This window comes from Pseudomonas sp. IT-P253, assembly GCF_949768125.1.
In the GTDB taxonomy this organism is placed as follows: Bacteria; Pseudomonadota; Gammaproteobacteria; order Pseudomonadales; family Pseudomonadaceae; genus Aquipseudomonas.
Window position 1 is genome coordinate 40,271 of the sequence record NZ_CATKPT010000027.1, and the last position, 20,044, is coordinate 60,314.

19 protein-coding genes and 1 tRNA gene are annotated in these 20,044 nt (G+C 57.8%); 10 read left to right on the forward strand and 10 right to left on the reverse strand.

Going from position 1 to position 20,044, the window contains the following annotated elements; genetic code table 11:
* Position 1: 1 nt before the first annotated feature.
* Positions 2-772, reverse strand: coding sequence for a tRNA (cytosine(32)/uridine(32)-2'-O)-methyltransferase TrmJ (gene trmJ, locus ACM6IR_RS15925; RefSeq protein WP_414908616.1), 771 nt, complete (start codon positions 770-772; stop codon positions 2-4).
* 146 nt (positions 773-918) lie between these two features.
* Here trmJ and suhB point away from each other — a divergent pair, with 146 nt between their 5' ends.
* Positions 919-1,737: an inositol-phosphate phosphatase gene (gene suhB / locus ACM6IR_RS15930; protein ID WP_414908617.1), complete on the forward strand. Its 819-nt coding sequence runs from the start codon at positions 919-921 to the stop codon at positions 1,735-1,737.
* Between the two features lie 376 nt (positions 1,738-2,113).
* On the opposite strand, the gene ACM6IR_RS15935 is transcribed toward suhB, so the two are convergent.
* From ACM6IR_RS15935 to queA, 6 genes are all read right to left on the reverse strand, one after another.
* Positions 2,114-2,665, reverse strand: a complete 552-nt coding sequence (locus tag ACM6IR_RS15935; protein WP_414908618.1) for a glycine zipper 2TM domain-containing protein — start codon at positions 2,663-2,665, stop codon at positions 2,114-2,116.
* 119 nt (positions 2,666-2,784) lie between these two features.
* A complete protein-coding gene (gene secF, locus ACM6IR_RS15940; protein WP_414908619.1) occupies positions 2,785-3,699 on the reverse strand; it encodes a protein translocase subunit SecF in 915 nt (304 codons plus the stop codon).
* 9 nt (positions 3,700-3,708) lie between these two features.
* Positions 3,709-5,577, reverse strand: a complete 1,869-nt coding sequence (gene secD, locus ACM6IR_RS15945; protein ID WP_414908620.1) for a protein translocase subunit SecD — start codon at positions 5,575-5,577, stop codon at positions 3,709-3,711.
* Between the two features lie 63 nt (positions 5,578-5,640).
* Positions 5,641-5,976 (reverse strand): preprotein translocase subunit YajC, encoded by a 336-nt coding sequence (yajC, locus tag ACM6IR_RS15950; protein WP_053214538.1) that lies wholly within the window; start codon positions 5,974-5,976, stop codon positions 5,641-5,643.
* A 43-nt stretch (positions 5,977-6,019) separates the two neighbouring features.
* Complete coding sequence (tgt, locus tag ACM6IR_RS15955) at positions 6,020-7,135, reverse strand: tRNA guanosine(34) transglycosylase Tgt (RefSeq protein WP_162491076.1); 1,116 nt, start codon at positions 7,133-7,135, stop codon at positions 6,020-6,022.
* A gap of 14 nt (positions 7,136-7,149) precedes the next feature.
* Positions 7,150-8,214, reverse strand: coding sequence for a tRNA preQ1(34) S-adenosylmethionine ribosyltransferase-isomerase QueA (gene queA, locus ACM6IR_RS15960; protein WP_414908621.1), 1,065 nt, complete (start codon positions 8,212-8,214; stop codon positions 7,150-7,152).
* 107 nt (positions 8,215-8,321) lie between these two features.
* Between queA and ACM6IR_RS15965 the strand changes: the two genes are divergently transcribed.
* The 3 genes from ACM6IR_RS15965 (at position 8,322) to ACM6IR_RS15975 (ending at position 9,911) form a co-directional block, all read left to right on the forward strand.
* Positions 8,322-8,406 (forward strand) — tRNA-Leu (locus tag ACM6IR_RS15965).
* A gap of 151 nt (positions 8,407-8,557) precedes the next feature.
* Positions 8,558-8,887, forward strand: coding sequence for a hypothetical protein (locus ACM6IR_RS15970; RefSeq protein ID WP_414908622.1), 330 nt, complete (start codon positions 8,558-8,560; stop codon positions 8,885-8,887).
* A gap of 319 nt (positions 8,888-9,206) precedes the next feature.
* Positions 9,207-9,911 (forward strand): hypothetical protein, encoded by a 705-nt coding sequence (locus ACM6IR_RS15975; protein ID WP_414908623.1) that lies wholly within the window; start codon positions 9,207-9,209, stop codon positions 9,909-9,911.
* Between the two features lie 363 nt (positions 9,912-10,274).
* Here ACM6IR_RS15975 and ACM6IR_RS15980 read toward each other — a convergent pair whose 3' ends face one another.
* Together ACM6IR_RS15980 and ACM6IR_RS15985 are read right to left on the reverse strand one after the other, a co-directional pair.
* Entirely contained in the window at positions 10,275-10,772 is a 498-nt protein-coding gene (locus tag ACM6IR_RS15980) for a DUF4411 family protein (RefSeq protein WP_414908624.1), read from the reverse strand.
* The gene (locus ACM6IR_RS15985; protein WP_414908625.1) at positions 10,772-11,905 is read right to left on the reverse strand and encodes an ImmA/IrrE family metallo-endopeptidase; all 1,134 of its coding nucleotides are present in this window, start codon (positions 11,903-11,905) and stop codon (positions 10,772-10,774) included. The genes ACM6IR_RS15980 and ACM6IR_RS15985 overlap by 1 nt, the downstream gene beginning before the upstream one ends.
* A 737-nt stretch (positions 11,906-12,642) precedes the next feature.
* On the opposite strand from ACM6IR_RS15985, the gene ACM6IR_RS15990 reads away from it, so the two are divergent.
* Positions 12,643-12,954: a DUF3077 domain-containing protein gene (locus ACM6IR_RS15990; RefSeq protein WP_414908626.1), complete on the forward strand. Its 312-nt coding sequence runs from the start codon at positions 12,643-12,645 to the stop codon at positions 12,952-12,954.
* A gap of 168 nt (positions 12,955-13,122) precedes the next feature.
* Here the strand turns inward: ACM6IR_RS15990 and ACM6IR_RS15995 are convergent, their stop codons facing one another.
* On the reverse strand, positions 13,123-13,491 hold the full coding sequence (locus tag ACM6IR_RS15995) for a PH domain-containing protein (protein ID WP_414908627.1): 369 nt from the start codon (positions 13,489-13,491) through the stop codon (positions 13,123-13,125).
* Between the two features lie 330 nt (positions 13,492-13,821).
* Here ACM6IR_RS15995 and ACM6IR_RS16000 point away from each other — a divergent pair, with 330 nt between their 5' ends.
* The 5 genes from ACM6IR_RS16000 (at position 13,822) to ACM6IR_RS16020 (ending at position 19,955) form a co-directional block, all read left to right on the forward strand.
* Complete coding sequence (locus ACM6IR_RS16000) at positions 13,822-14,298, forward strand: formate dehydrogenase subunit gamma (protein ID WP_414908628.1); 477 nt, start codon at positions 13,822-13,824, stop codon at positions 14,296-14,298.
* Entirely contained in the window at positions 14,295-15,857 is a 1,563-nt protein-coding gene (locus ACM6IR_RS16005) for a formate dehydrogenase beta subunit (RefSeq protein ID WP_414908629.1), read from the forward strand. The genes ACM6IR_RS16000 and ACM6IR_RS16005 overlap by 4 nt, the downstream gene beginning before the upstream one ends.
* On the forward strand, positions 15,854-18,736 hold the full coding sequence (fdhF, locus tag ACM6IR_RS16010; protein WP_414908630.1) for a formate dehydrogenase subunit alpha: 2,883 nt from the start codon (positions 15,854-15,856) through the stop codon (positions 18,734-18,736). Before ACM6IR_RS16005 ends, fdhF begins: the two co-directional genes overlap by 4 nt.
* Entirely contained in the window at positions 18,733-18,972 is a 240-nt protein-coding gene (locus tag ACM6IR_RS16015) for a formate dehydrogenase subunit delta (protein WP_414908631.1), read from the forward strand. The genes fdhF and ACM6IR_RS16015 overlap by 4 nt, the downstream gene beginning before the upstream one ends.
* Positions 18,973-19,454: 482 nt before the next feature.
* Entirely contained in the window at positions 19,455-19,955 is a 501-nt protein-coding gene (locus ACM6IR_RS16020) for an adenylate kinase (protein ID WP_414908632.1), read from the forward strand.
* Positions 19,956-20,044 lie beyond the last annotated feature (89 nt).

Genomic DNA, 20,044 nt, shown 5'->3' on the forward strand with positions numbered 1-20,044 from the left:
ATCAATCCTTCCGTTTTAGAAGCTCGCCACGGGCCGCTTTTTGGGTTTCCGTGAGGATGCCACGCAAAATATTCATTTCCGCCCGGCTGACCGAGCTTCGTCCGTATAACCGGCGCAGGCGCGCCATCAAATGCCGTGGCTTTTCCGGATCGAGGAATTCAATGGCCACCAGGGTTTGCTCCAGGTGCTCATAGAATCGCTCCAGCTCATCCATGGTCGCCAGTTCACCGCTCTTGGTGGACGCCACTTCATCCTTCTCGACCTTGCTCGGCTGACCTTGGGCCGCCAGCCAGGACATGCGCACTTCATAACTCAACACCTGCACCGCTGCCCCAAGGTTCAGCGAGCTGAACTCAGGGTCTGATGGGATGTGCACGTGATAATGACATCGTTGCAACTCTTCGTTGGTCAGACCGGAATCTTCACGACCGAACACCAAGGCAATCTCGGCACCCTGTGCAGCCTCCTCGACGACTTTCACACCGCATTCGCGGGGATCGAGCAACGGCCAGGGAATGCGACGATCACGGGCACTGGTGCCCAGCACCAGATTGCAGCCGACCAAGGCATCTTCCAAGGTGGCGACGATTTGCGCGTTTTCAAGGATGTCACCGGCACCGGAAGCGCGAGCATCGGCCTCGTGATGCGGGAACAACCGCGGTTCGACCAGCACCAGCCGCGACAGGCCCATGTTCTTCATGGCACGCGCAGCCCCGCCGATATTCCCGGGATGGCTGGTATTGACCAGGACGACACGAATGTTTTGCAGCAAGGGAGGCGCTCTCGAACACTTTAATGGGGAGCAGAATCTTACAGCTCAACCTACCGTTAAGCTATGAAAGCGAACACTGACCTTCACCTGTAGAAACTTTCTGATAGAATGCCCGGCTTTCTTTAACAACCTTAGGTGACACATCCATGCAGCCCATGCTGAATATCGCGCTGCGCGCCGCCCGCAGCGCCAGTGAATTGATTTTCCGCTCCATCGAGCGCCTGGATACCATCAAGGTCGACGAAAAAGACGCCAAGGATTATGTATCCGAGGTGGATCGCGCCGCCGAACAGAAAATCATCGATGCGCTGCGCAAGGCCTACCCGAATCACTCGATCAGGGGTGAAGAAACCGGCATGCACGCCGGTACCGGTATCGAAGGCGAAGAGTACCTGTGGATCATCGATCCGCTGGACGGCACCACTAACTTCCTGCGCGGCATTCCTCACTTCGCTGTCAGCATCGCCTGCAAATACCGCGGTCGCCTGGAACACGCTGTTGTTCTGGACCCGGTTCGCCAGGAAGAATTCACCGCCAGCCGTGGTCGCGGCGCCCAACTGAACGGTCGTCGCCTGCGCGTCAGCGGCCGCACCAGCCTGGACGGCGCCCTGCTGGGTACCGGCTTCCCGTTCCGTGACGACCAAATGGACAACCTCGACAACTACCTGGGCATGTTCCGCGCCCTGGTTGGCCAGACTGCCGGCATCCGCCGCGCGGGCTCGGCGAGCCTGGACCTGGCCTACGTGGCCGCCGGCCGCTTCGACGCCTTCTGGGAGTCGGGCCTGTCCGAGTGGGACATGGCCGCAGGCGCCCTGCTGATCCAGGAAGCCGGCGGTTTGGTGAGCGACTTCACCGGCGGTCACGACTTCCTTGATAAAGGTCACATCGTTGCCGGCAACACCAAGTGCTTCAAAGCAGTCCTGACGGCCATTCAGCCGCACCTGCCAGCCTCGCTGAAACGCTAAGCGACCGGCCACAAAAAAAGCACCCTGCAGGGTGCTTTTTTTATGCCTGGAATTTAAGCCCAAGAACACCACAGATCCCTGTGGGAGCGAGCCTGCTCGCGAATGCGGTGTATCAGTCACCATCATTGCCGGATGTGACGACGCTTTCGCGAGCGGGCTCGCTCCCACAGGGGATGGGTGGTGGGCATTAAATTCGGGCACAAAAAAAAAGCACCCCGCAGGGCACCCCACAGGGTAATGCCGATCAGTTAAGCCGTAAATGCGACCTGTAGCAGCTGGCGAAGCCTGCTGCTACAGGAAGCGTGTTTCGCCTGAGATTTTCTTAACTGACTGGCATTACCCCACAGGGTGCTTTTTTTGACCTGGCATCAGCTAATCACTGAGCTGGCGGGTTCTGGGACAGGATCAGCTTACCTTCCTTGTCGACCGGAATCTGGTTGCCCGGATCGCGATCCATCCGCACTTTGCCTTCCTTGCCGTCCAGCGAGTAACGGACGTCGTAGCCAACAACCTTGTCACTGATGTCATTTACGGTGTTACAGCGAGTTTGCATCGTGGTGGTGGTATCACGGTTCTGCATGCCTTCCTGGACCTTGTTACCGGCATAACCGCCGCCAACTGCGCCCGCGACAGTGGCAAGCTTCTTGCCATTACCGCCACCGATCATATTACCCAGCAAACCACCGCCCACCGCACCGACGACCGTACCGAGGATCTGGTGTTCATCTTTGACCGGCGCTTGCCGAGTCACGGCTACATCCTTGCAAACTTCACGTGGCGTCTTGATTTGTGTCTTGACCGGTTCAACGGCTAGAACTTGCGCGTACTCAGGGCCGCTTTTTTTAACCAGGCTGTAGGTGGCAACAGCGCCCCCGGCAGTCACAGCAACAGCACCCAATACCGCACCAACCAGCATCGACTTGTTCACATGAACCTCCTTACCATCACATGCGGGATTTACCCGCGCTTCTCCCAGCCTTGGAGCACAAAAAAAGGCGCGAGTTCAACTCGCGCCTTTTTTGGCTGACAACTGAAAAGCGATGGCCGTTATGGACGGTCGTCGATTTCCTTCTCGGTAGCTGCAGGAGGAATCAGATCCTCGCTGTTCAGGTTCAGCCAGATCAACACCACGTTCGCGATGTAGATCGACGAGTAGGTACCCGCCAGCACACCGATGAACAGCGCGATCGAGAAGCCGAACAGGTTATCGCCACCAAAGAACAGCAGTGCCGAGATCGCCAGCAAAGTGGAGATCGACGTTGCCATGGTCCGCAGCAGGGTTTGCGTGGTCGAGATGTTGATGTTCTCGATCAGGCTCGCCTTGCGCAGCACACGGAAGTTCTCACGAACCCGGTCAAATACCACGATGGTGTCGTTGAGCGAGTAACCGATGATCGCCAGTACCGCCGCCAGCACTGTCAGGTCGAAAGTGATCTGGAAGAACGACAGGATACCGACAGTCACGACCACGTCGTGGATCAGCGAAACGATGGCGCCGACCGCAAACTTCCACTGAAAGCGGAAAGCCAGGTAGATCAGGATGCCACCTAGCGCCATCAGCATGCCGAGGCCGCCCTGGTCGCGCAGCTCTTCACCGACCTGCGGGCCGACGAACTCGACACGCTTGACCACCGCCGGGTTGTCGCCGCCGACCTTTTTCAAGGCGTCGGCCACTTGGTGACCCAGCTGCGGATCAGCACCCGGCATACGCACCAGCAGGTCGGTGGTTGCACCGAAGCTCTGCACGATGGCTTCGTGATAGCCCGCTGTCACCAGCTGCTCACGCACCTTGGTGACGTCGGCCGGACGCTCGTAGGTCAGCTCGATGAGCGTACCGCCGGTGAAGTCCAGGCCCCAGTTCATGCCCTTGTGGAAGCAGCTGAACAACGCCAGTGCGGTAAGGAACAATGTGACGCCGAACGCAAAGTTGCGAACGCCCATGAAGTTGATTGTACGTAACATGGCAGCCCCTTAAATCCACAACTTCTTGAAGTCACGACCGCCGAAGATCAGGTTGACCATCGCGCGGGTCACCATGATGGCCGTGAACATCGAGGTAAAGATCCCGAGGGACATGGTCACTGCGAAGCCTTTGACCGGGCCGGTGCCCATCGCAAAGAGAATCCCGCCGACCAACAGTGTGGTCAGGTTGGCGTCGAGAATCGCGGTGAAAGCCCGGCCGAAGCCTTCGTTGATTGCCCGTTGTACGGTCATGCCCGCCGCGATCTCTTCACGTATCCGCGAGAAGATCAGAACGTTGGCGTCGACCGCCATACCCATGGTCAATACGATACCGGCGATACCCGGCAGGGTCAGTGTTGCACCCAGCAGCGACATCAAGGCCAGCAGCAACACCATGTTCACCGCCAGCGCGACGGTGGCGATGATGCCGAAGAAGCGGTAGATGGCCATGATGAACAGCGAGACAAACAGCATGCCCCACAGCGATGCATCGATACCTTTGGTGATGTTGTCGGCACCCAGGCTCGGGCCAATGGTGCGTTCTTCAGCGAAGTACATCGGTGCGGCTAGACCACCGGCACGCAGCAGCAGCGCCAGTTCGGACGATTCGCCCTGACCGTTCAGGCCAGTGATGCGGAACTGGGCACCCAGCGGCGACTGGATGGTCGCCAGGCTGATGATCTTCTTCTCTTCTTTAAAGCTTTGGACCGGCACGTCTTTCTCGACGCCATCAACCACTTGCTTGACGTAAGTGGTGACCGGACGCTGCTCGATGAAGATCACCGCCATGCTGCGACCGACGTTGCTGCGAGTCGCACGACTCATCAGCTCGCCACCATGACCATCCAGACGAATGTTCACTTCTGGCGTGCCGTGCTCGCCGAAGCCAGCCTTGGCGTCAGTCACCTGGTCACCGGTGATGATCAGGCCACGCTCGATCTGCGCCGGCGGACGCTTGCCTTCACGGAACTCGAAGGTTTCGGAAGTGGCTTTCGAAGCACCCGGCTCAGCGGCCAGACGGAACTCAAGGTTGGCCGTCTTGCCGAGGATACGCTTGGCTTCTGCGGTGTCCTGCACGCCCGGCAGCTCAACCACGATGCGGTTGGCGCCCTGACGCTGAACAATCGGCTCGGCAACACCCAGCTCGTTGACGCGGTTACGGACCGTGGTCAAGTTCTGCTTGATGGAGTATTCACGGATTTCCGCCAGCTTGGCCGGGGTCATCGCCAGACGCAGCACCGGCTGACCATTCAGATCGGCCGGAACAATGTCGAAATCGTTGAAGTTCTTGCGGACCAGCGCACGGGCTTCTTCGCGGGTCGCTTCATCAGTGAAGCCCAGCTGAATGGCACCGTTGAGTTGCGGCAGGCTGCGATAGCGCAGTTTCTCTTTACGCAACAGGCTCTTCACATCGCCTTCGTACACTTTCAAGCGTGCGTCGAGGGCTTTGTCCATGTCCACTTCGAGCAAGAAGTGCACACCACCGGACAAGTCCAGACCCAGCTTCATCGGGTGCGCGCCAAGGCTGCGCAGCCATTGCGGGGTGGTCTGTGCCAGGTTCAGTGCAACGACGTAGTCATCACCCAATGCCTTGCGCACGACGTCTTTGGCAGGCAGCTGGTCTTCAGCCTTGGTCAGACGAATCAGACCGCCCTTGCCGTTTGCCGCCAAAGTGGCCGCCTTGACGTTGATCCCGGATTCCTTGAGCGCTGTGCTCACACGATCCAGATCAGCCTGATTGACCAACAGCGCAGTACTTGCACCGCTGACCTGAATGGCCGGGTCATCAGGATATAGATTGGGAGCGGAATAAATCAGACCGACCGCCAGCACCGCCAGGATCAGAATGTATTTCCACAGAGGGTATTTGTTCAGCATCACGCCGCCCGCTTATGACGCGGGGCGCCTTGCGCGCCCCGTCGATTGAGTAGAAGTTGGAACTTAGATCGCTTTCAGCGTGCCTTTCGGCAGCGTGGCGGCAATGGCGCCCTTCTGGAATTTCATTTCGACGGTGTCGGAAACTTCCAGAACAACGAAATCGTCGGCCACTTTAGTGATCTTGCCGGCGATACCACCGGTGGTCACAACTTCGTCGCCTTTCTGCAGGCTGCCCAGCAGGTTTTTCTGCTCTTTGGCGCGCTTGGCCTGTGGACGCCAGATCATCAGGTAGAAAATGACCAGGAAACCGACCAGGAAAATCCACTCAAAGCCGCCACCCATAGGGCCTGCCGCAGGTGCAGCAGCATCAGCCATGGCATTAGAGATAAAAAAGCTCATTTAGCACTCCAGTTGCAAATGTTGAATCTTGGGGTCAGAAAACTCAGTCCAAAGGCGGAACAGGTAACCCGCGTTTGGCGTAGAAGGCATCGACAAAGGCGGCCAATGTACCCTGTTGAATAGCCTCGCGCAAACCAGCCATAAGCACCTGGTAATGGCGCAAATTGTGGATGGTATTCAACATGCTACCCAGCATTTCGCCGCACTTGTCCAGATGGTGCAGATAAGCACGGGAGAAGTTCTGGCAGGTGTAGCAATCGCAGGTCGGATCGAGCGGCGAATCATCATGGCGATGGAACGCGTTTCGGATCTTGAGCACGCCGGTATCGATGAACAGATGCCCATTGCGGGCATTACGGGTTGGCATCACGCAATCGAACATGTCCACACCGCGGCGCACACCCTCAACCAGATCTTCCGGTTTGCCAACGCCCATAAGGTAACGAGGTTTGTCCGCCGGCATCTGGCCCGGCAGGTAATCCAGCACCTTGATCATCTCGTGCTTGGGCTCGCCCACCGACAGACCGCCGATGGCCAGGCCGTCGAAACCAATCTGGTCGAGGCCTTCCAGGGAGCGCATGCGCAAATCCTGGTGCATGCCGCCCTGAACGATGCCGAACAGCGCCGCCGTGTTGTCACCATGGGCTTCTTTCGAACGCTTGGCCCAACGCAACGACAGCTCCATGGACACGCGAGCGACGTCTTCGTCAGCCGGGTACGGCGTGCATTCATCGAAAATCATCACGATGTCGGAGCCCAGGTCACGCTGGACCTGCATCGATTCTTCCGGCCCCATGAACACTTTGGCGCCATCAACCGGCGAGGCGAAGGTCACGCCCTCTTCCTTGATCTTGCGCATGGCGCCCAGGCTGAACACCTGGAAACCGCCGGAGTCAGTCAGAATCGGGCCTTTCCACTGCATGAAATCGTGCAGGTCGCCGTGCTTCTTGATCACTTCGGTGCCAGGACGCAGCCACAAGTGAAAAGTGTTGCCCAGAATGATTTCCGCGCCCGTCGCGACGATGTCCCGCGGCAGCATGCCCTTGACCGTGCCGTACGTGCCCACCGGCATGAACGCCGGGGTCTCGACGGTACCGCGAGGGAAGGTCAACCGACCGCGACGAGCCTTGCCGTCGGTGGCAAGGAGCTCAAAGGACATGCGACTGGTGCGACTCATTCTGTTTCCTCAGGGCCTGATTCTTTAGGGGCAGTAGGTGCAGGGTTACGGGTGATAAACATTGCATCACCGTAGCTGAAAAATCGGTATCCATGCTCGACGGCGGCTTTATAAGCGGCCATGGCTTCGGGATAACCGGCGAACGCCGAAACCAGCATCAACAGCGTGGATTCAGGCAAATGGAAATTGGTGACCAGGGCATCGACCACGTGAAACGGGCGGCCCGGGTAAATAAAGATGTCGGTATCGCCGCTGAACGGCTTGAGCACACCATCGCGCGCAGCGCTTTCCAGGGAACGCACGCTGGTGGTCCCCACCGCCACCACCCGACCACCGCGAGCGCGGCAGGCCGCAACGGCATCCACCACGTCCTGGCCGACTTCCAGCCATTCGCTGTGCATGTGGTGGTCTTCGAGTTTCTCGACGCGCACCGGCTGGAACGTGCCCGCACCCACGTGCAAGGTCACGAACGCGGTCTCGACGCCCTTGGCGGCAATCGCCTCCATCAACGGCTGATCAAAATGCAGCCCCGCCGTCGGTGCCGCCACCGCGCCCAGGCGCTCGGCGTACACCGTCTGATAACGCTCGCGGTCCGAGCCTTCATCCGGGCGGTCTATATAAGGTGGCAACGGCATGTGCCCGACGCGATCCAGCAGCGGCAACACCTCTTCGGCGAACCCCAGCTCGAACAACGCATCGTGACGCGCCAGCATCTCGGCTTCGCCACCGCCATCAATCAGGATCTTCGACCCCGGCTTCGGCGACTTGCTGGAACGCACATGGGCCAGCACACGGTGACTGTCGAGCACCCGCTCCACCAGGATTTCCAGCTTGCCGCCGGAAGCCTTCTGGCCAAACAGCCGTGCCGGAATCACCCGGGTATTGTTGAACACCATCAAATCGCCTGGGCGCAAATGCTCAAGCAAATCAGTGAATTGACGGTGTGCCAGGGCGCCGCTGACCCCATCAAGGGTCAACAGGCGACTGTTGCGACGCTCGGCCAAAGGATGGCGGGCGATCAGCGAATCAGGGAGCTCGAAGGTAAAGTCAGCAACGCGCATGATGGGGTTCGTCTAGCAGGGCCGGGAAGTCTAGCGGAAATATCAAAAATTCTCCATGTACCTGATTGACCAACGGTTATCTCATCTCTATACTCCGCGGCCATTGAGCCCTGATGGCGGAATTGGTAGACGCGGCGGATTCAAAATCCGTTTTCGAAAGGAGTGGGAGTTCGAGTCTCCCTCGGGGCACCAAAATTAAGAAAGGTCTTGCTTAGCAAGGCCTTTTTTTTCGCCTGCAATAAAGCCACCACGCCCCGCCGCTGTCCTGTAGCAGCTGCCGAAGGCTGCGAGCTCTTGATCTTCGTATCCTCGGCCGGTACGACCTTTCTCAAGGATTCACCTCATGGAACTGCTGCTGGAAACCGTCGCCCTCTTCTCCCTAAAGCTCGCTTACGAGACGGAAGATTCAAGTCCGATTCTGCGTGACGATCTGATGATGAGTGATTATGAGCGGGAGGTTTTTGGGTTGCTGGTGCGTCGGGGGGATGTTGAGGCGATTCAGAGGAAAGTGGGTGAATGCCTGACTCTGGCGCTGAACGCTATCGGCGGCGTTGATACCGTCCTGGGTCGCGAACTGCATAGATTGGCGACAGATTTCAGTGCTGCGCGGACCATGGAGCAGCTTGATGCCCCGCTTATCGCGCTCAAGGGTTACCTAAAAGACATTCAATGAATGACGGCGGGCGACATAAAAAAGCGGTAGTGCCCGACAGCTGGACCGACATTGGTCGCCACTTCTAATCCGATAACAAAACTTTCCCCTTATCCACGACTGCCTTTCACATCCCCTTTCCCAGTTTTTTTTACCGCCTACCAGCATTAGCCAAGTCCGCTTCCGGGCAGGAGCCGTCAGTGGACACCATGCTGGCAAAACGATAGCCTACAGTTAGAAATGCTCGAAAAGGATCGAGTCGCCTATGTCGCGTTTGGATGCGACATAGCATGTCGCCTAATTTTAGTAAGGGTACGTCAATACAGTACATGGATGAAACATGATCGATCTCGGAGCCACAGACTTTTATATTGACGTACCTAGCCTGCCACGGCATGAGCTCGAGAAATATTCGACTAAGTTGTTCGATGAGTGGGAGGCATATGTCGAGCAAGTATTAAAAATCCCAGATTATGCACTTACGCTTGAAGTTGAAGAGGGCTCAATAAAAGGCGGGGCTAAAATTGCAGCAGCTCTTTACGCACTTTATATGGGCATAGGCCAATATGGCTCGTTCACATCAGGAATTCAAACAATACAAGGCCAAATAAGCTCAATAGGCGACTTTCTGGCTACTCACGCGACTACGCCTTTCTCTTCTAATGAAGTCAAACCAAGAATCAAAAAACATAGTGGCTCCTTAGGTGAACTACAACGATTATTTTTTAAAGTTCAACAAGGAAAAATTACGGCTGAGCAAGCAATGCTTGAGGCTGAAGTCATGTTCGGCGACGAAGCGAAATCCGAACCAGACTTCATGAATGAAATGAAAAGTTCATTTGAAAACACGCCTCTACTAGCAAAGCAATTAAAGTTACCTCTAAACACTTTTGAGCAAGATGTGTTTCTACAAGTCGGCGATAAAAAGCGCCAACCGCGCTTACCGCGCCCTAAGCCAGAACCACCTATTGGCCAACAATTTCGCGTAGAGGTTTGGCGCGACTCAAAAAAGGAGAGCCGAAAGGTGCGTGTAATACAATTGTGAACCATCAAGCCCCCTAACAACTTGCGAAAAGGGAAGGATTTATTTACCTCCTAAGCGGGCTCCGCTACTAGAGACGCATCCTAGTCAAGAATAAATCTGCCCCCTTTGTTGTTACTAGCGAGTGGAACGTGCAACTCATCCCCGGCCAGTTGCAACCTGCCGTTAGCAGCTCCGCTTTACGTCCCATTCATAACTACGCTGCTCCGGGCGGGTGGAACGTGCTTCTAGTCCCTGACCCTATGCAACCTGTCGTTCGCTTAATCCGCATGTAGGTTTAATCATCCATGGAAAAAGGGAGCGGATTCGTTTCCCTTCACCCGGCTAAAACTTCCAAACCCAAACGATTTCAGCAATACACTTATTTCAAGCAGGCAACACAAATCTTGCTTCAAGCCTATGCAATAACTCAAACGTATTTAAAAATGGAACATTAAGCTCCTTACAAATATTGGGAATGATGAATTTTCGTTTAGCATCGAAATTCAGCACTTCATGAGTAACGACTATAGCCCCTGTAGTCATCGCTTTCGCAATTAGCCAAGGGTCAGCACCCGCTAAAAATTCTTCCATAGCGCCTGTTTTCATCTTAGGCGCTTGATCAGCCACAAGCCCCGCAACCTGCGCGAATGCAAGTTGCGTATCCTGATCGGTGGTGGAGTGAAAGAAATCAGAATTGTCCTTAGCCCAACCCGCCAGATCGTCATGCCCTTTTGTTAGCTCATCCATTACAGGTGCAATGCTGGCTAAAGCCAATGCTTTATTTTTCAGCAATAACCATTGCCAAAAACCAGGACAGATAGTCATACCGTAGTAACGGTTCTTTGCTTCGATCAGCGTGTTAGCGTCTAGTAAATGATTCATCACGTAATCTTGCTGGCGAGAGTCCTTAATTTAGCAGGTTGCACGCCGAGCAAACTTCCCGCCTCGCGTAGCAGCATCCGGCCACTCATTGCTTCAGTCAGCACTGCCTTGCTTAGGCGAGGACTGTTTTTCGCGGTGGCGTTACGGTAATAGTCACCCGCTCCACCTTTTTCATCCTGGAAAGCCTTGAGGATCATTCGATAGTAAGCGCTGTAATGAGCCTGGCTTATATAACCAAGATCCAATGCGCGACGACCAATAGCCAATTTACTGATGTGAAACCGAGTGGCTAGCGGAGCCAAGTTGTCGTCCCAGTTAGTATCTGCGTTCCACAGGGCGCGGAACTGCGCTTCGGGAGCAAGAAATTCACCTGCAACTGCATTGCAGAATCGTTCCTCGTCTCGACCATTAGCGGTGTTTCCGTCAGACACTCCACTGCTACCAATCCAGATATGGGCCAGCTCGTGAAGTAAGGTGAACAGCCGGGCGGTGGGTGCGTCGGAACTGTTGACGAATACAACGGGGGCATAGGCATTACTGATGGCAAACCCCCGAAACTCGCACACTTCAAGTTTGCGATGAGTATTTCCTAGCGCAATGCCACTGCGCATAACCAAAATGCCAGCCGCTTCTGCAGACTCGATCAAGGCACGGCTGTATTTGTCGTAATCCAATCGAGCAATGTCAGGGTTCACGCCGAGGATTCGGCGGATATCGTCCACCACCTCTGCGACTTGAGATCGGCTATTGAAGCGACCGACAAATGCCAGCGGCCGATGCTCCTGGTGTTGCAGATACTCCAGGTACCAGTCCTGCTTACGCATGGAATCCCTGACGGTGTCCAACAATTCCAGGCTGGGACGTTGAGGCGCAATCCCACCGACGGTCCGAAGATCAGGTAAAGGAAGTTGCTCGACGGGCGGCTGCGGGAGAAACAGGAAACCAAAAGGAATGTGAGCGAGACTCGCCCACTTTTGAGCCTGAAGGAATGTTGGTTTGGTCTCGCCAGCCTCCCATTCCTCTACTCGATCAGGTTTCACTGGCAGCTTTTTAGCAACCTGCTCAGTGGAGAGACCTGCGCGCTCACGAGACCAGGTGAGCAGGCTTGGATTGACTAAGGCGGCTTGGCTCATAGGGTCGCAGGCAAATCAGATGGGGCCAGCAAACGCTCGAGAGCATCCTTGGCAGATGCAGCCGACTGACGCTGGTTCCAGTTATCTGGCATTGCCTTTCTCCTTGGCTGTTTGAGGTCCGGTTGCAGCGACTACAGATTAGTCGGAAAGCAGAGCTACCGACGGTAGGAGCGCGCGATTATGAGGTAAATTCGCAACGACCCGAAGCGCGAATATGTAACCCGCAGACAGATGGTATTGACCTGTTTCAATGCGTTTCATGACGCAAGTACACCTTTCCCCAGCCCGCCACCGCGCCTTCATCACCCGAATCTCCACAGTGACTGACCACATAATCACCCACCGCTCTCGAAGGTTGCAGGAAAAGGGCCTGCACGATACCCTCCCTTCGTCGCTGCCAATTCAGCGACCGGGTGTGGAAACCCGTGTAATTCAAGGCGCAACAGCGCCCCCATCACGTTTGCCGGCGTTTTTTTATGCCTGCGGCGTGAGTTATGGCGGCTGTGCGTGGGACGTCTTCGGGCGTACCGGTTTCCTTGATTCCCGGTTTTCCACCCTGCGCACAGCTGTCACCCATTCGTGTGGAAACGAACGTGGCAGCTCCTCATATCAAGGAGTCTGATAATGCGCAGCATGAATCCGTACGAAATTTGGCTGTTCCCTCAACGCATTTCCCAATCGCGTATCGCCCCACCATTCACCCTCCCCCACAGCCTCTCCATCCCCGGAGATGCCCAATGACCGATCAATCAGAACTCAAAACCATCGGCCTAACCCCCGCCATCTACTGCTCCGATCAACCACTGTTCCACGTCACTCGCGACGTCCCTCTCGGCGATGCGTTAGCCATGGCTTCTGATTTTCTGTTTCTGGCCAAGGCGCTTACTGAAGATGCGGCTTACGCCAGAGACACTGACCGCCACGCCTGGGCCGCGCATTATTTGACGGCGATGAGTAAGGCGGTGGTTGATGATGCGGTGAAGGTGTTGACTCGCCATCGGGATAGCACTGTTACGCCTAAGCGGGCGGCGGCTAAGTCTGGGGGGTAGTGGTTGAACAATGGGGGGAGCGGGTGGCTTGGGATGGTGGTAGTGCATTGAGGATTGATGTTGGCTGATCTGGCGCTTTCGCGAGCAAGCTTCGCTCCTACAGGTAGGGATTATGGTTTTCTGAGAGGGATTTTAGCCCCGGGTTTTCGGGGCTTTTAATTGTTTAGCTCAGAGCAGGTGTTGGGAAATCAGCTTTGAGATTTTTACCATTGATGTCTTGCCGGTGAATTCAAACTTCACTTTTCCCAGCGACGAAAAGTAGATCTCCAACTCGGAATCCAGGTCGAACGTGCCGGCCGTTTCCACCGAGTAGGCGACGATGTTTTTGTAGGGCAACGAGGTGAAGTCTTTTTTGCTGCCGGTGAGGCCCTGCACGTTGACGGCGATGATGCGTTTGTTGGTGAACACCACGCCGTCGCGCATGGATTTGTAGGCGTCAATGACTTGCTCCCCTTCCAACAGCAGTGCGCTGACGCGTTCTGCGTATTCTTCGTTTTGCTTGAGCTTGAAGAAGCCTTTGTTGTTGAAATCAATCATTTGCTATTCCCTGTTTTTTGAATGTGAATCCCGAGTGCCAGCTGCATCGGGTGCCTTCGGCTACGCCTCGTCTAGACTTAACGGGTGGTCGTAGAAAGAACCGAACACGTCGCTTTGGTGCTGATGAATCAAAAGCAGCGTGGCAAGCTGCCTTAATGCCCTTATGAGGTGCGGCAAAGACCGCACCGGGACCTACAAGATGCCCATTCAGGGTGCCCTGGCCAACGGCCTGAAAATGCCACGATTCCGTGACGTGGTGTGAGTGCCGCAGCCGACACTTTCGGACGACCGACAACCGCCTGGTTTGTCCGTGACCGTGAGGAATGCTGTATGCCTGATGAGATGTTGCACCTGCCGATGGTCAACAGCCTGCTGGAGCGCCATAAAGGCTCCCCGGGCGCACTGTTGCCCATTCTTCATGATATTCAGGAGGGCATCGGTTACATCCCCGACGCCGCCATCCCCGAGATCGCCCATGCGCTAAACCTGAGTCAGGCCGAGGTTCGCGGGGTGATCAGCTTTTACCATGACTTCCGCACCGCGCCACCGGCCCGGCATATCCTGCGTCTGTGCCGGGCAGAGTCCTGCAAGAGCCGTGGCGCTGAGCAGCTCGCGGCGCAGTTGCGTGAACGCCTGCAACTTGACGACCACGGCAGCAGCGCCGACGGCAGCATCAGTTTGCGCCCGGTGTATTGCCTCGGCGCCTGCGCCTGCTCGCCCGCGCTGGAACTGGATGGTCAGGTGCATGCACGGCTCAGCGCCGAACGCCTTGATGCCTTGCTCGACGCCTGCCAGGAGGACGCATGATGCCGGCCTTCTATCTGTCCTGTGATTCGCTGGCCCGTGCCGTGGGTGCCGAAGAGGTTGCAGTAGCCCTTATCACCCATGCCCGGGGACGCTTTGTACCTCTGGAGTTGCAACGCACTAGCTCTCGCGGCCTGTACTGGCTGGAACCGCTGCTGGAAGTGGACACCCCGCAAGGCCGTATCGGCTTTGGCCCGTTGACCGCTGCTGATGTGCCGTCCGTGCTCGATGCGCTGCAAGGTGAGCCGTCCGCTCATCCGCTGGCCTTGGGCTTGGTGGAGGAGTTGCCTTATCTGAAGACGCAACAACGCCTGCTGTTCGCCCGCGCCGGTATTACCCGGCCGCTGTCGCTGGACGATTACCGAACCCACGGCGGTTTCGAGGGTTTAAAAAGGGCCGTCGACATTGGCAGCGAGCAAACCGCCACCGAGGTGTTCGATTCAGGCCTGCGTGGCCGTGGCGGCGCAGCGTTCCCGGCCGGGATCAAATGGCGCACGGTGCGCGCTACCCAGGCGGCGCAGAAATACATTGTGTGCAACGCCGACGAGGGCGATTCCGGCACCTTTGCTGACCGTATGTTGATGGAAGGCGACCCGTTCCTGCTGATCGAAGGTATGGCCATTGCCGGTATCACCGTCGGCGCCAGTTACGGCTACATCTATGTGCGCTCGGAATATCCACAAAGCGTGGACACACTTCGTGCAGCGCTGGACATCGCCCGGGCCGCCGGTTACCTCGGCGCCAATGTCGGTGGCAGCGGCCTGGCCTTCGATATGGAAGTGCGGGTCGGTGCCGGCGCTTATATCTGCGGTGAGGAAACCGCGCTGCTGGATTCTCTGGAAGGCAAGCGTGGGATCGTCCGCGCCAAGCCGCCCATTCCGGCCTTGAAGGGGCTGTTCGGCCAGCCGACGCTGGTGCACAACGTGCTGACCCTGGCTTCGGTGCCGCTGATTCTGGCCAAGGGCGCGCAGTTCTACCGCGATTACGGCATGGGCCGTTCCCTGGGCACCATGCCCTTCCAGTTGGCGGGCAATATTCGTCACGGCGGCCTGGTGGAACGGGCCTTTGGCCTGACCCTGCGGGAACTGGTGGAAGACTACGGCGGTGGCACCGCCAGTGGCCGGCCGCTGAAAGCCGCACAGGTCGGCGGCCCGCTCGGCGCGTGGGTACCACCAAGTGAATTCGACACGCCGCTGGATTACGAAGCGTTCGCCGGCATCGGCGCCATGCTCGGTCACGGTGGTGTGGTGGTGGCGGACGACAGCCTGGACATGGCCCACATGGCGCGTTTCGCCATGCAGTTCTGTGCCGAGGAATCCTGTGGCAAATGCACCCCCTGCCGCATCGGCTCAACCCGAGGCGTGGAGGTGATCGACCGTCTGCTGGCCGCGCCGGACCAGAGCGGTCGCGATGAGCAGGTGATCATCCTCAAGGACCTGTGCGACACCCTGCAATACGGTTCGCTGTGCGCGTTGGGCGGCATGGTTTCGTTTCCGGTAGCCAGCGCCCTCAAGCACTTCCCCGCCGACTTCGGTCTGCAATCTTCGGAGGCCGACCAATGATTACTCTCTTCGACCCGAACACTGATATCGACCTAGGTACACCGGCCCGCGACAGCGATGTGCAGGTGACCCTGAACATCGACGGCCGCAGCATCAGCGTGCCCGAAGGCACCTCGGTGATGCGCGCCGCCGCAATGCTGGGCACCACCATTCCGAAACTGTGTGCCACCGACAGCCTGGAAGCCTTCGGCTCCTGCCGCATGTGCCTGGTGGAAATCGACGGCATGCGCGGCTACCCGGCGTCTTGCACCACGCCGGTCAGCGAAGGCATGAGCGTGCACACCCAGACGCCAAAGCTCGCGACCCTGCGCCGCAACGTCATGGAGCTGTACATCTCCGATCACCCGCTGGACTGCCTGACCTGCTCGGCCAACGGCAACTGCGAGCTGCAAACCGTCGCCGGCCAGGTCGGCCTGCGGGAAGTGCGTTACGGCTACGAAGGCGACAACCATCTGGCCGATGTGAAGGACACGTCCAACCCCTACTTCGACTACGACCCGAGCAAGTGCATCGTCTGCAACCGTTGCGTGCGCGCCTGCGAAGAAACCCAGGGCACCTTTGCCCTGACCATTACCGGGCGCGGTTTCGAATCGCGGGTCGCGGCGGCTGGTGGCGAGAACTTCCTCGAGTCGGAATGCGTGTCCTGCGGCGCCTGCGTGCAGGCCTGCCCCACCGCGACCCTGATGGAAAAAAGCGTGGTCGAGCTGGGTCAGCCCGAACGTAGCGTGATCACCACCTGTGCCTATTGCGGCGTGGGCTGCTCGTTCCGCGCCGAGATGAAAGGCGACCAGCTGGTGCGCATGGTTCCGGACAAGAATGGCCAGGCCAACCACGGCCACTCCTGCGTCAAAGGGCGCTTCGCCTGGGGCTACGCCACTCACCCGGATCGCATCACCAAACCGATGATCCGCAAGCACATCAACGACCCTTGGCAGGAAGTCAGCTGGGATGAAGCGGTGACCTACGCCGCCAGCGAATTCCGTCGACTGCAGCAGAAATACGGCCGCGACTCCATTGGTGGCATCACTTCCAGCCGTTGCACCAACGAAGAAACCTACCTGGTGCAAAAACTGGTGCGCGCCGCCTTCGGCAACAACAACGTCGACACCTGTGCGCGGGTCTGCCACTCGCCGACCGGCTATGGCCTGAAACAAACCCTTGGCGAGTCCGCCGGCACCCAGAGTTTCGACTCGGTGATGCAGGCCGATGTGATCCTGGTGATGGGCGCCAACCCCAGCGACGCCCACCCGGTATTCGCCTCCCAGCTCAAACGCCGCCTGCGTGAAGGCGCGCGACTGATCGTCATCGATCCACGACGCATTGATCTGGTGGACTCGGTGCATGCCCGCGCCGAAGTGCACCTGGCCCTGCGCCCGGGCACCAACGTCGCCATGCTCAACGCCCTGGCCCACGTCATCGTCACCGAAGGCTTGCTCAACCAGGCCTTTATCGACGCTCGTTGCGAGGACGTTGATTTCGCCCACTGGCGCGAGTTCGTCAGCCGTGCGGAAAACTCGCCGGAAGTCCTTGCCGACATCTGCGGCGTCGACCCTGCCGACATCCGCGCCGCCGCCCGCCTATATGCCACCGGTGGCAACGCGGCGATCTACTATGGCCTGGGCGTCACCGAGCACAGCCAGGGCAGCACCGCGGTCATGGGCATCGCCAACCTGGCCATGGCCACCGGCAACATCGGCCGCGAAGGTGTGGGCGTGAACCCGCTGCGTGGGCAAAACAACGTGCAGGGTTCCTGCGACATGGGCTCCTTCCCCCACGAGCTGCCTGGCTACCGCCACATCTCCAACGAGGTCGTTCGGGCGCAGTTCGAACAGGCTTGGAACGTCACCCTGCAACCCGATCCGGGCCTGCGCATTCCCAACATGTTCGAGGCCGCCCTCAGCGGCAGTTTCAAAGGCCTGTATTGCCAAGGCGAGGACATCGCCCAGAGCGACCCCAATACCCAGCACGTCACCGCGGCCCTGTCGGCCATGGAATGCATCGTGGTGCAGGATATTTTCCTCAACGAAACCGCCAAGTTCGCCCACGTGTTCCTGCCGGGCAGTTCGTTCCTGGAAAAAGACGGCACCTTCACCAACGCCGAACGACGCATTTCCCGAGTGCGCAAAGTCATGGAGCCCTTGGGCGGCAAGGCCGACTGGGAGGGTACCGTGGCCCTGGCCAACGCCTTGGGTTACACCATGAACTACCGGCACCCGTCAGAAATCATGGATGAAATCGCCAGCCTGACGCCAACCTTCACCAACGTCAGCTACGCCGAACTGGATCGCCACGGCAGCCTGCAATGGCCGTGCAACGCCGCAGCACCGGACGGCACGCCGACCATGCACATCGAGGAATTCGTGCGCGGCAAGGGGCGTTTCATGCTCACCGGCTACGTGCCCACCGAGGAAAAGGTCAACAATCGCTACCCGCTTCTGCTGACCACTGGGCGCATCCTCAGCCAGTACAACGTCGGCGCGCAGACCCGGCGTACCGAAAACGTCGCCTGGCACGATGAAGACCGTCTGGAAATCCACCCGACCGACGCCGAGAGCCGTGGCATCAACGAAGGTGACTGGGTGGGTATCGGCAGCCGCGCCGGTCAGACCGTACTGCGTGCGCGGGTCACCGAACGGGTTGCCCCGGGCGTGGTGTACACCACGTTCCACTTCCCGGAATCGGGGGCCAACGTGATCACCACCGACAACTCCGACTGGGCCACCAACTGTCCGGAGTACAAGGTCACCGCCGTGGAGGTCAGCCGCGTCTATCACCCTTCCGAGTGGCAAAAACGCTACCAGGAGTTCAGCGACAATCAACAACGCCTGCTCGACGAACGCCGCCAGGCACGCGGCGCTAAAGCGGAGGTACGCCGGTGAGCACTGACAATCTGATCAAAATGGTCAACCAGATCGCCCAGTACTTCGCCAGCGAACCGGACCAGCAACAGGCCGTACTCGGCGTGCGTAATCACCTGAAGTTGTACTGGACGCCCGGCATGCGCAAGGAGTTGCTGGCCTGGCAGACGGAGCATCCAGAGGACTTGCACCCACTGGCACAGGCGGCGGTCAGTGGGGCGGGCTGGGAGGCAGCGTTGTTAGCCCCCAGTAATTAAGTGGCCACTGTAGGAGCGAGCTTGCTCGCGAAGGTCGTTAGGAATGACGTGTGTTTGCTGGAAAAACGCGGCGTCCTTGAGTCCATCGCGAGCAAGCTCGCTCCTACACGGGCTATGTGTTGTGACTGGCATTTGGAGTCACATGTTGGCTACTCGATCTGAATCGGTCCCTTGGTCCCGGCAGCACTGTCCGTCCAGTAATCCTCCCCCGTCAGCCGTCGATCACCTTGAATCGTGAAGGTGAGCTTGCCTTGGCGAAATTGAAGCGTGCCATCGGTGCGCTTGGCGTTTACCCGCTTTCCATTGACCCACACCTGCTCTTTCGCATCGATGCGGATCGTGGCAACGGTCGCACCTGAATTGCTTTTAGCCGCCCACTGCCCCGATGCCTCGGGGCCGCCCGCATACGGTTTGGCAAATTCACTGTAGTTGCCATACTGAACTCAGCGAGTGCAACAGCTTCAACCCAATGACGGACACCTATGAACCTCACCCGAACGCTGCTCATCGGTAATTCCGGTTCTGGTAAAAGTTGGCTGGCTAAGCGCTTGGCCGAACAGCTGCAAGTGCAGTGGATCGATCTCGATTCGATCCACTGGCTATCCGACGAACACAGCATCGCCCGTCTTCGAGGCGACGCCTTGGCAATGGCGCGCATCGCGGCCAGTGAAGAGCGCTGGGTGATCGAGGGTGTCTACGGCTGGATAGTCCGCGAACTTATCCATCGCGCTACGGCGTTGATCTGGCTGTGTATTGATGACGAAAACTGCGTCGCCAATATTGGCCAGCGAGAAAACAGACGGGTCGATGACGAGTTACTGATCGCGTTGCTGGAATGGGCCGGTAGTTACCGAAACCGTGAAGACGCCAGTGGATTTTGCGCACACCAACAATTGTTCGAGGGCTTCAGCGGCTCAAAAATCAAACTCATGGATCAAACTGAAATCACGGCATTTGCGAACACTGCGCTATCAGCCGACTAATCTCACGCCAAGGATACGTATGTTTGCACGGAGCAAAATGGTGCCCGAACTGATGGTCACCAACATTAAGAAAAGCCCTCACTTCTGGA

Excerpts from the sequence above, each read along its gene's own strand:
- suhB (WP_414908617.1), top strand. The coding sequence starts at position 919 with ATGCAGCCCATGCTGAATATCGCGCTGCGCGCCGCCCGCAGCGCCAGT.
- secF (WP_414908619.1), bottom strand. The coding sequence starts at position 3,699 with ATGTTACGTACAATCAACTTCATGGGCGTTCGCAACTTTGCGTTCGGC.
- secD (WP_414908620.1), bottom strand. The coding sequence starts at position 5,577 with ATGCTGAACAAATACCCTCTGTGGAAATACATTCTGATCCTGGCGGTG.
- yajC (WP_053214538.1), bottom strand. The coding sequence starts at position 5,976 with ATGAGCTTTTTTATCTCTAATGCCATGGCTGATGCTGCTGCACCTGCG.
- tgt (WP_162491076.1), bottom strand. The coding sequence starts at position 7,135 with ATGTCCTTTGAGCTCCTTGCCACCGACGGCAAGGCTCGTCGCGGTCGG.
- queA (WP_414908621.1), bottom strand. The coding sequence starts at position 8,214 with ATGCGCGTTGCTGACTTTACCTTCGAGCTCCCTGATTCGCTGATCGCC.
- ACM6IR_RS15970 (WP_414908622.1), top strand. The coding sequence starts at position 8,558 with ATGGAACTGCTGCTGGAAACCGTCGCCCTCTTCTCCCTAAAGCTCGCT.
- ACM6IR_RS15975 (WP_414908623.1), top strand. The coding sequence starts at position 9,207 with ATGATCGATCTCGGAGCCACAGACTTTTATATTGACGTACCTAGCCTG.
- ACM6IR_RS15980 (WP_414908624.1), bottom strand. The coding sequence starts at position 10,772 with ATGAATCATTTACTAGACGCTAACACGCTGATCGAAGCAAAGAACCGT.
- ACM6IR_RS15985 (WP_414908625.1), bottom strand. The coding sequence starts at position 11,905 with ATGAGCCAAGCCGCCTTAGTCAATCCAAGCCTGCTCACCTGGTCTCGT.
- ACM6IR_RS15990 (WP_414908626.1), top strand. The coding sequence starts at position 12,643 with ATGACCGATCAATCAGAACTCAAAACCATCGGCCTAACCCCCGCCATC.
- ACM6IR_RS15995 (WP_414908627.1), bottom strand. The coding sequence starts at position 13,491 with ATGATTGATTTCAACAACAAAGGCTTCTTCAAGCTCAAGCAAAACGAA.
- ACM6IR_RS16000 (WP_414908628.1), top strand. The coding sequence starts at position 13,822 with ATGCCTGATGAGATGTTGCACCTGCCGATGGTCAACAGCCTGCTGGAG.
- ACM6IR_RS16005 (WP_414908629.1), top strand. The coding sequence starts at position 14,295 with ATGATGCCGGCCTTCTATCTGTCCTGTGATTCGCTGGCCCGTGCCGTG.
- fdhF (WP_414908630.1), top strand. The coding sequence starts at position 15,854 with ATGATTACTCTCTTCGACCCGAACACTGATATCGACCTAGGTACACCG.
- ACM6IR_RS16020 (WP_414908632.1), top strand. The coding sequence starts at position 19,455 with ATGAACCTCACCCGAACGCTGCTCATCGGTAATTCCGGTTCTGGTAAA.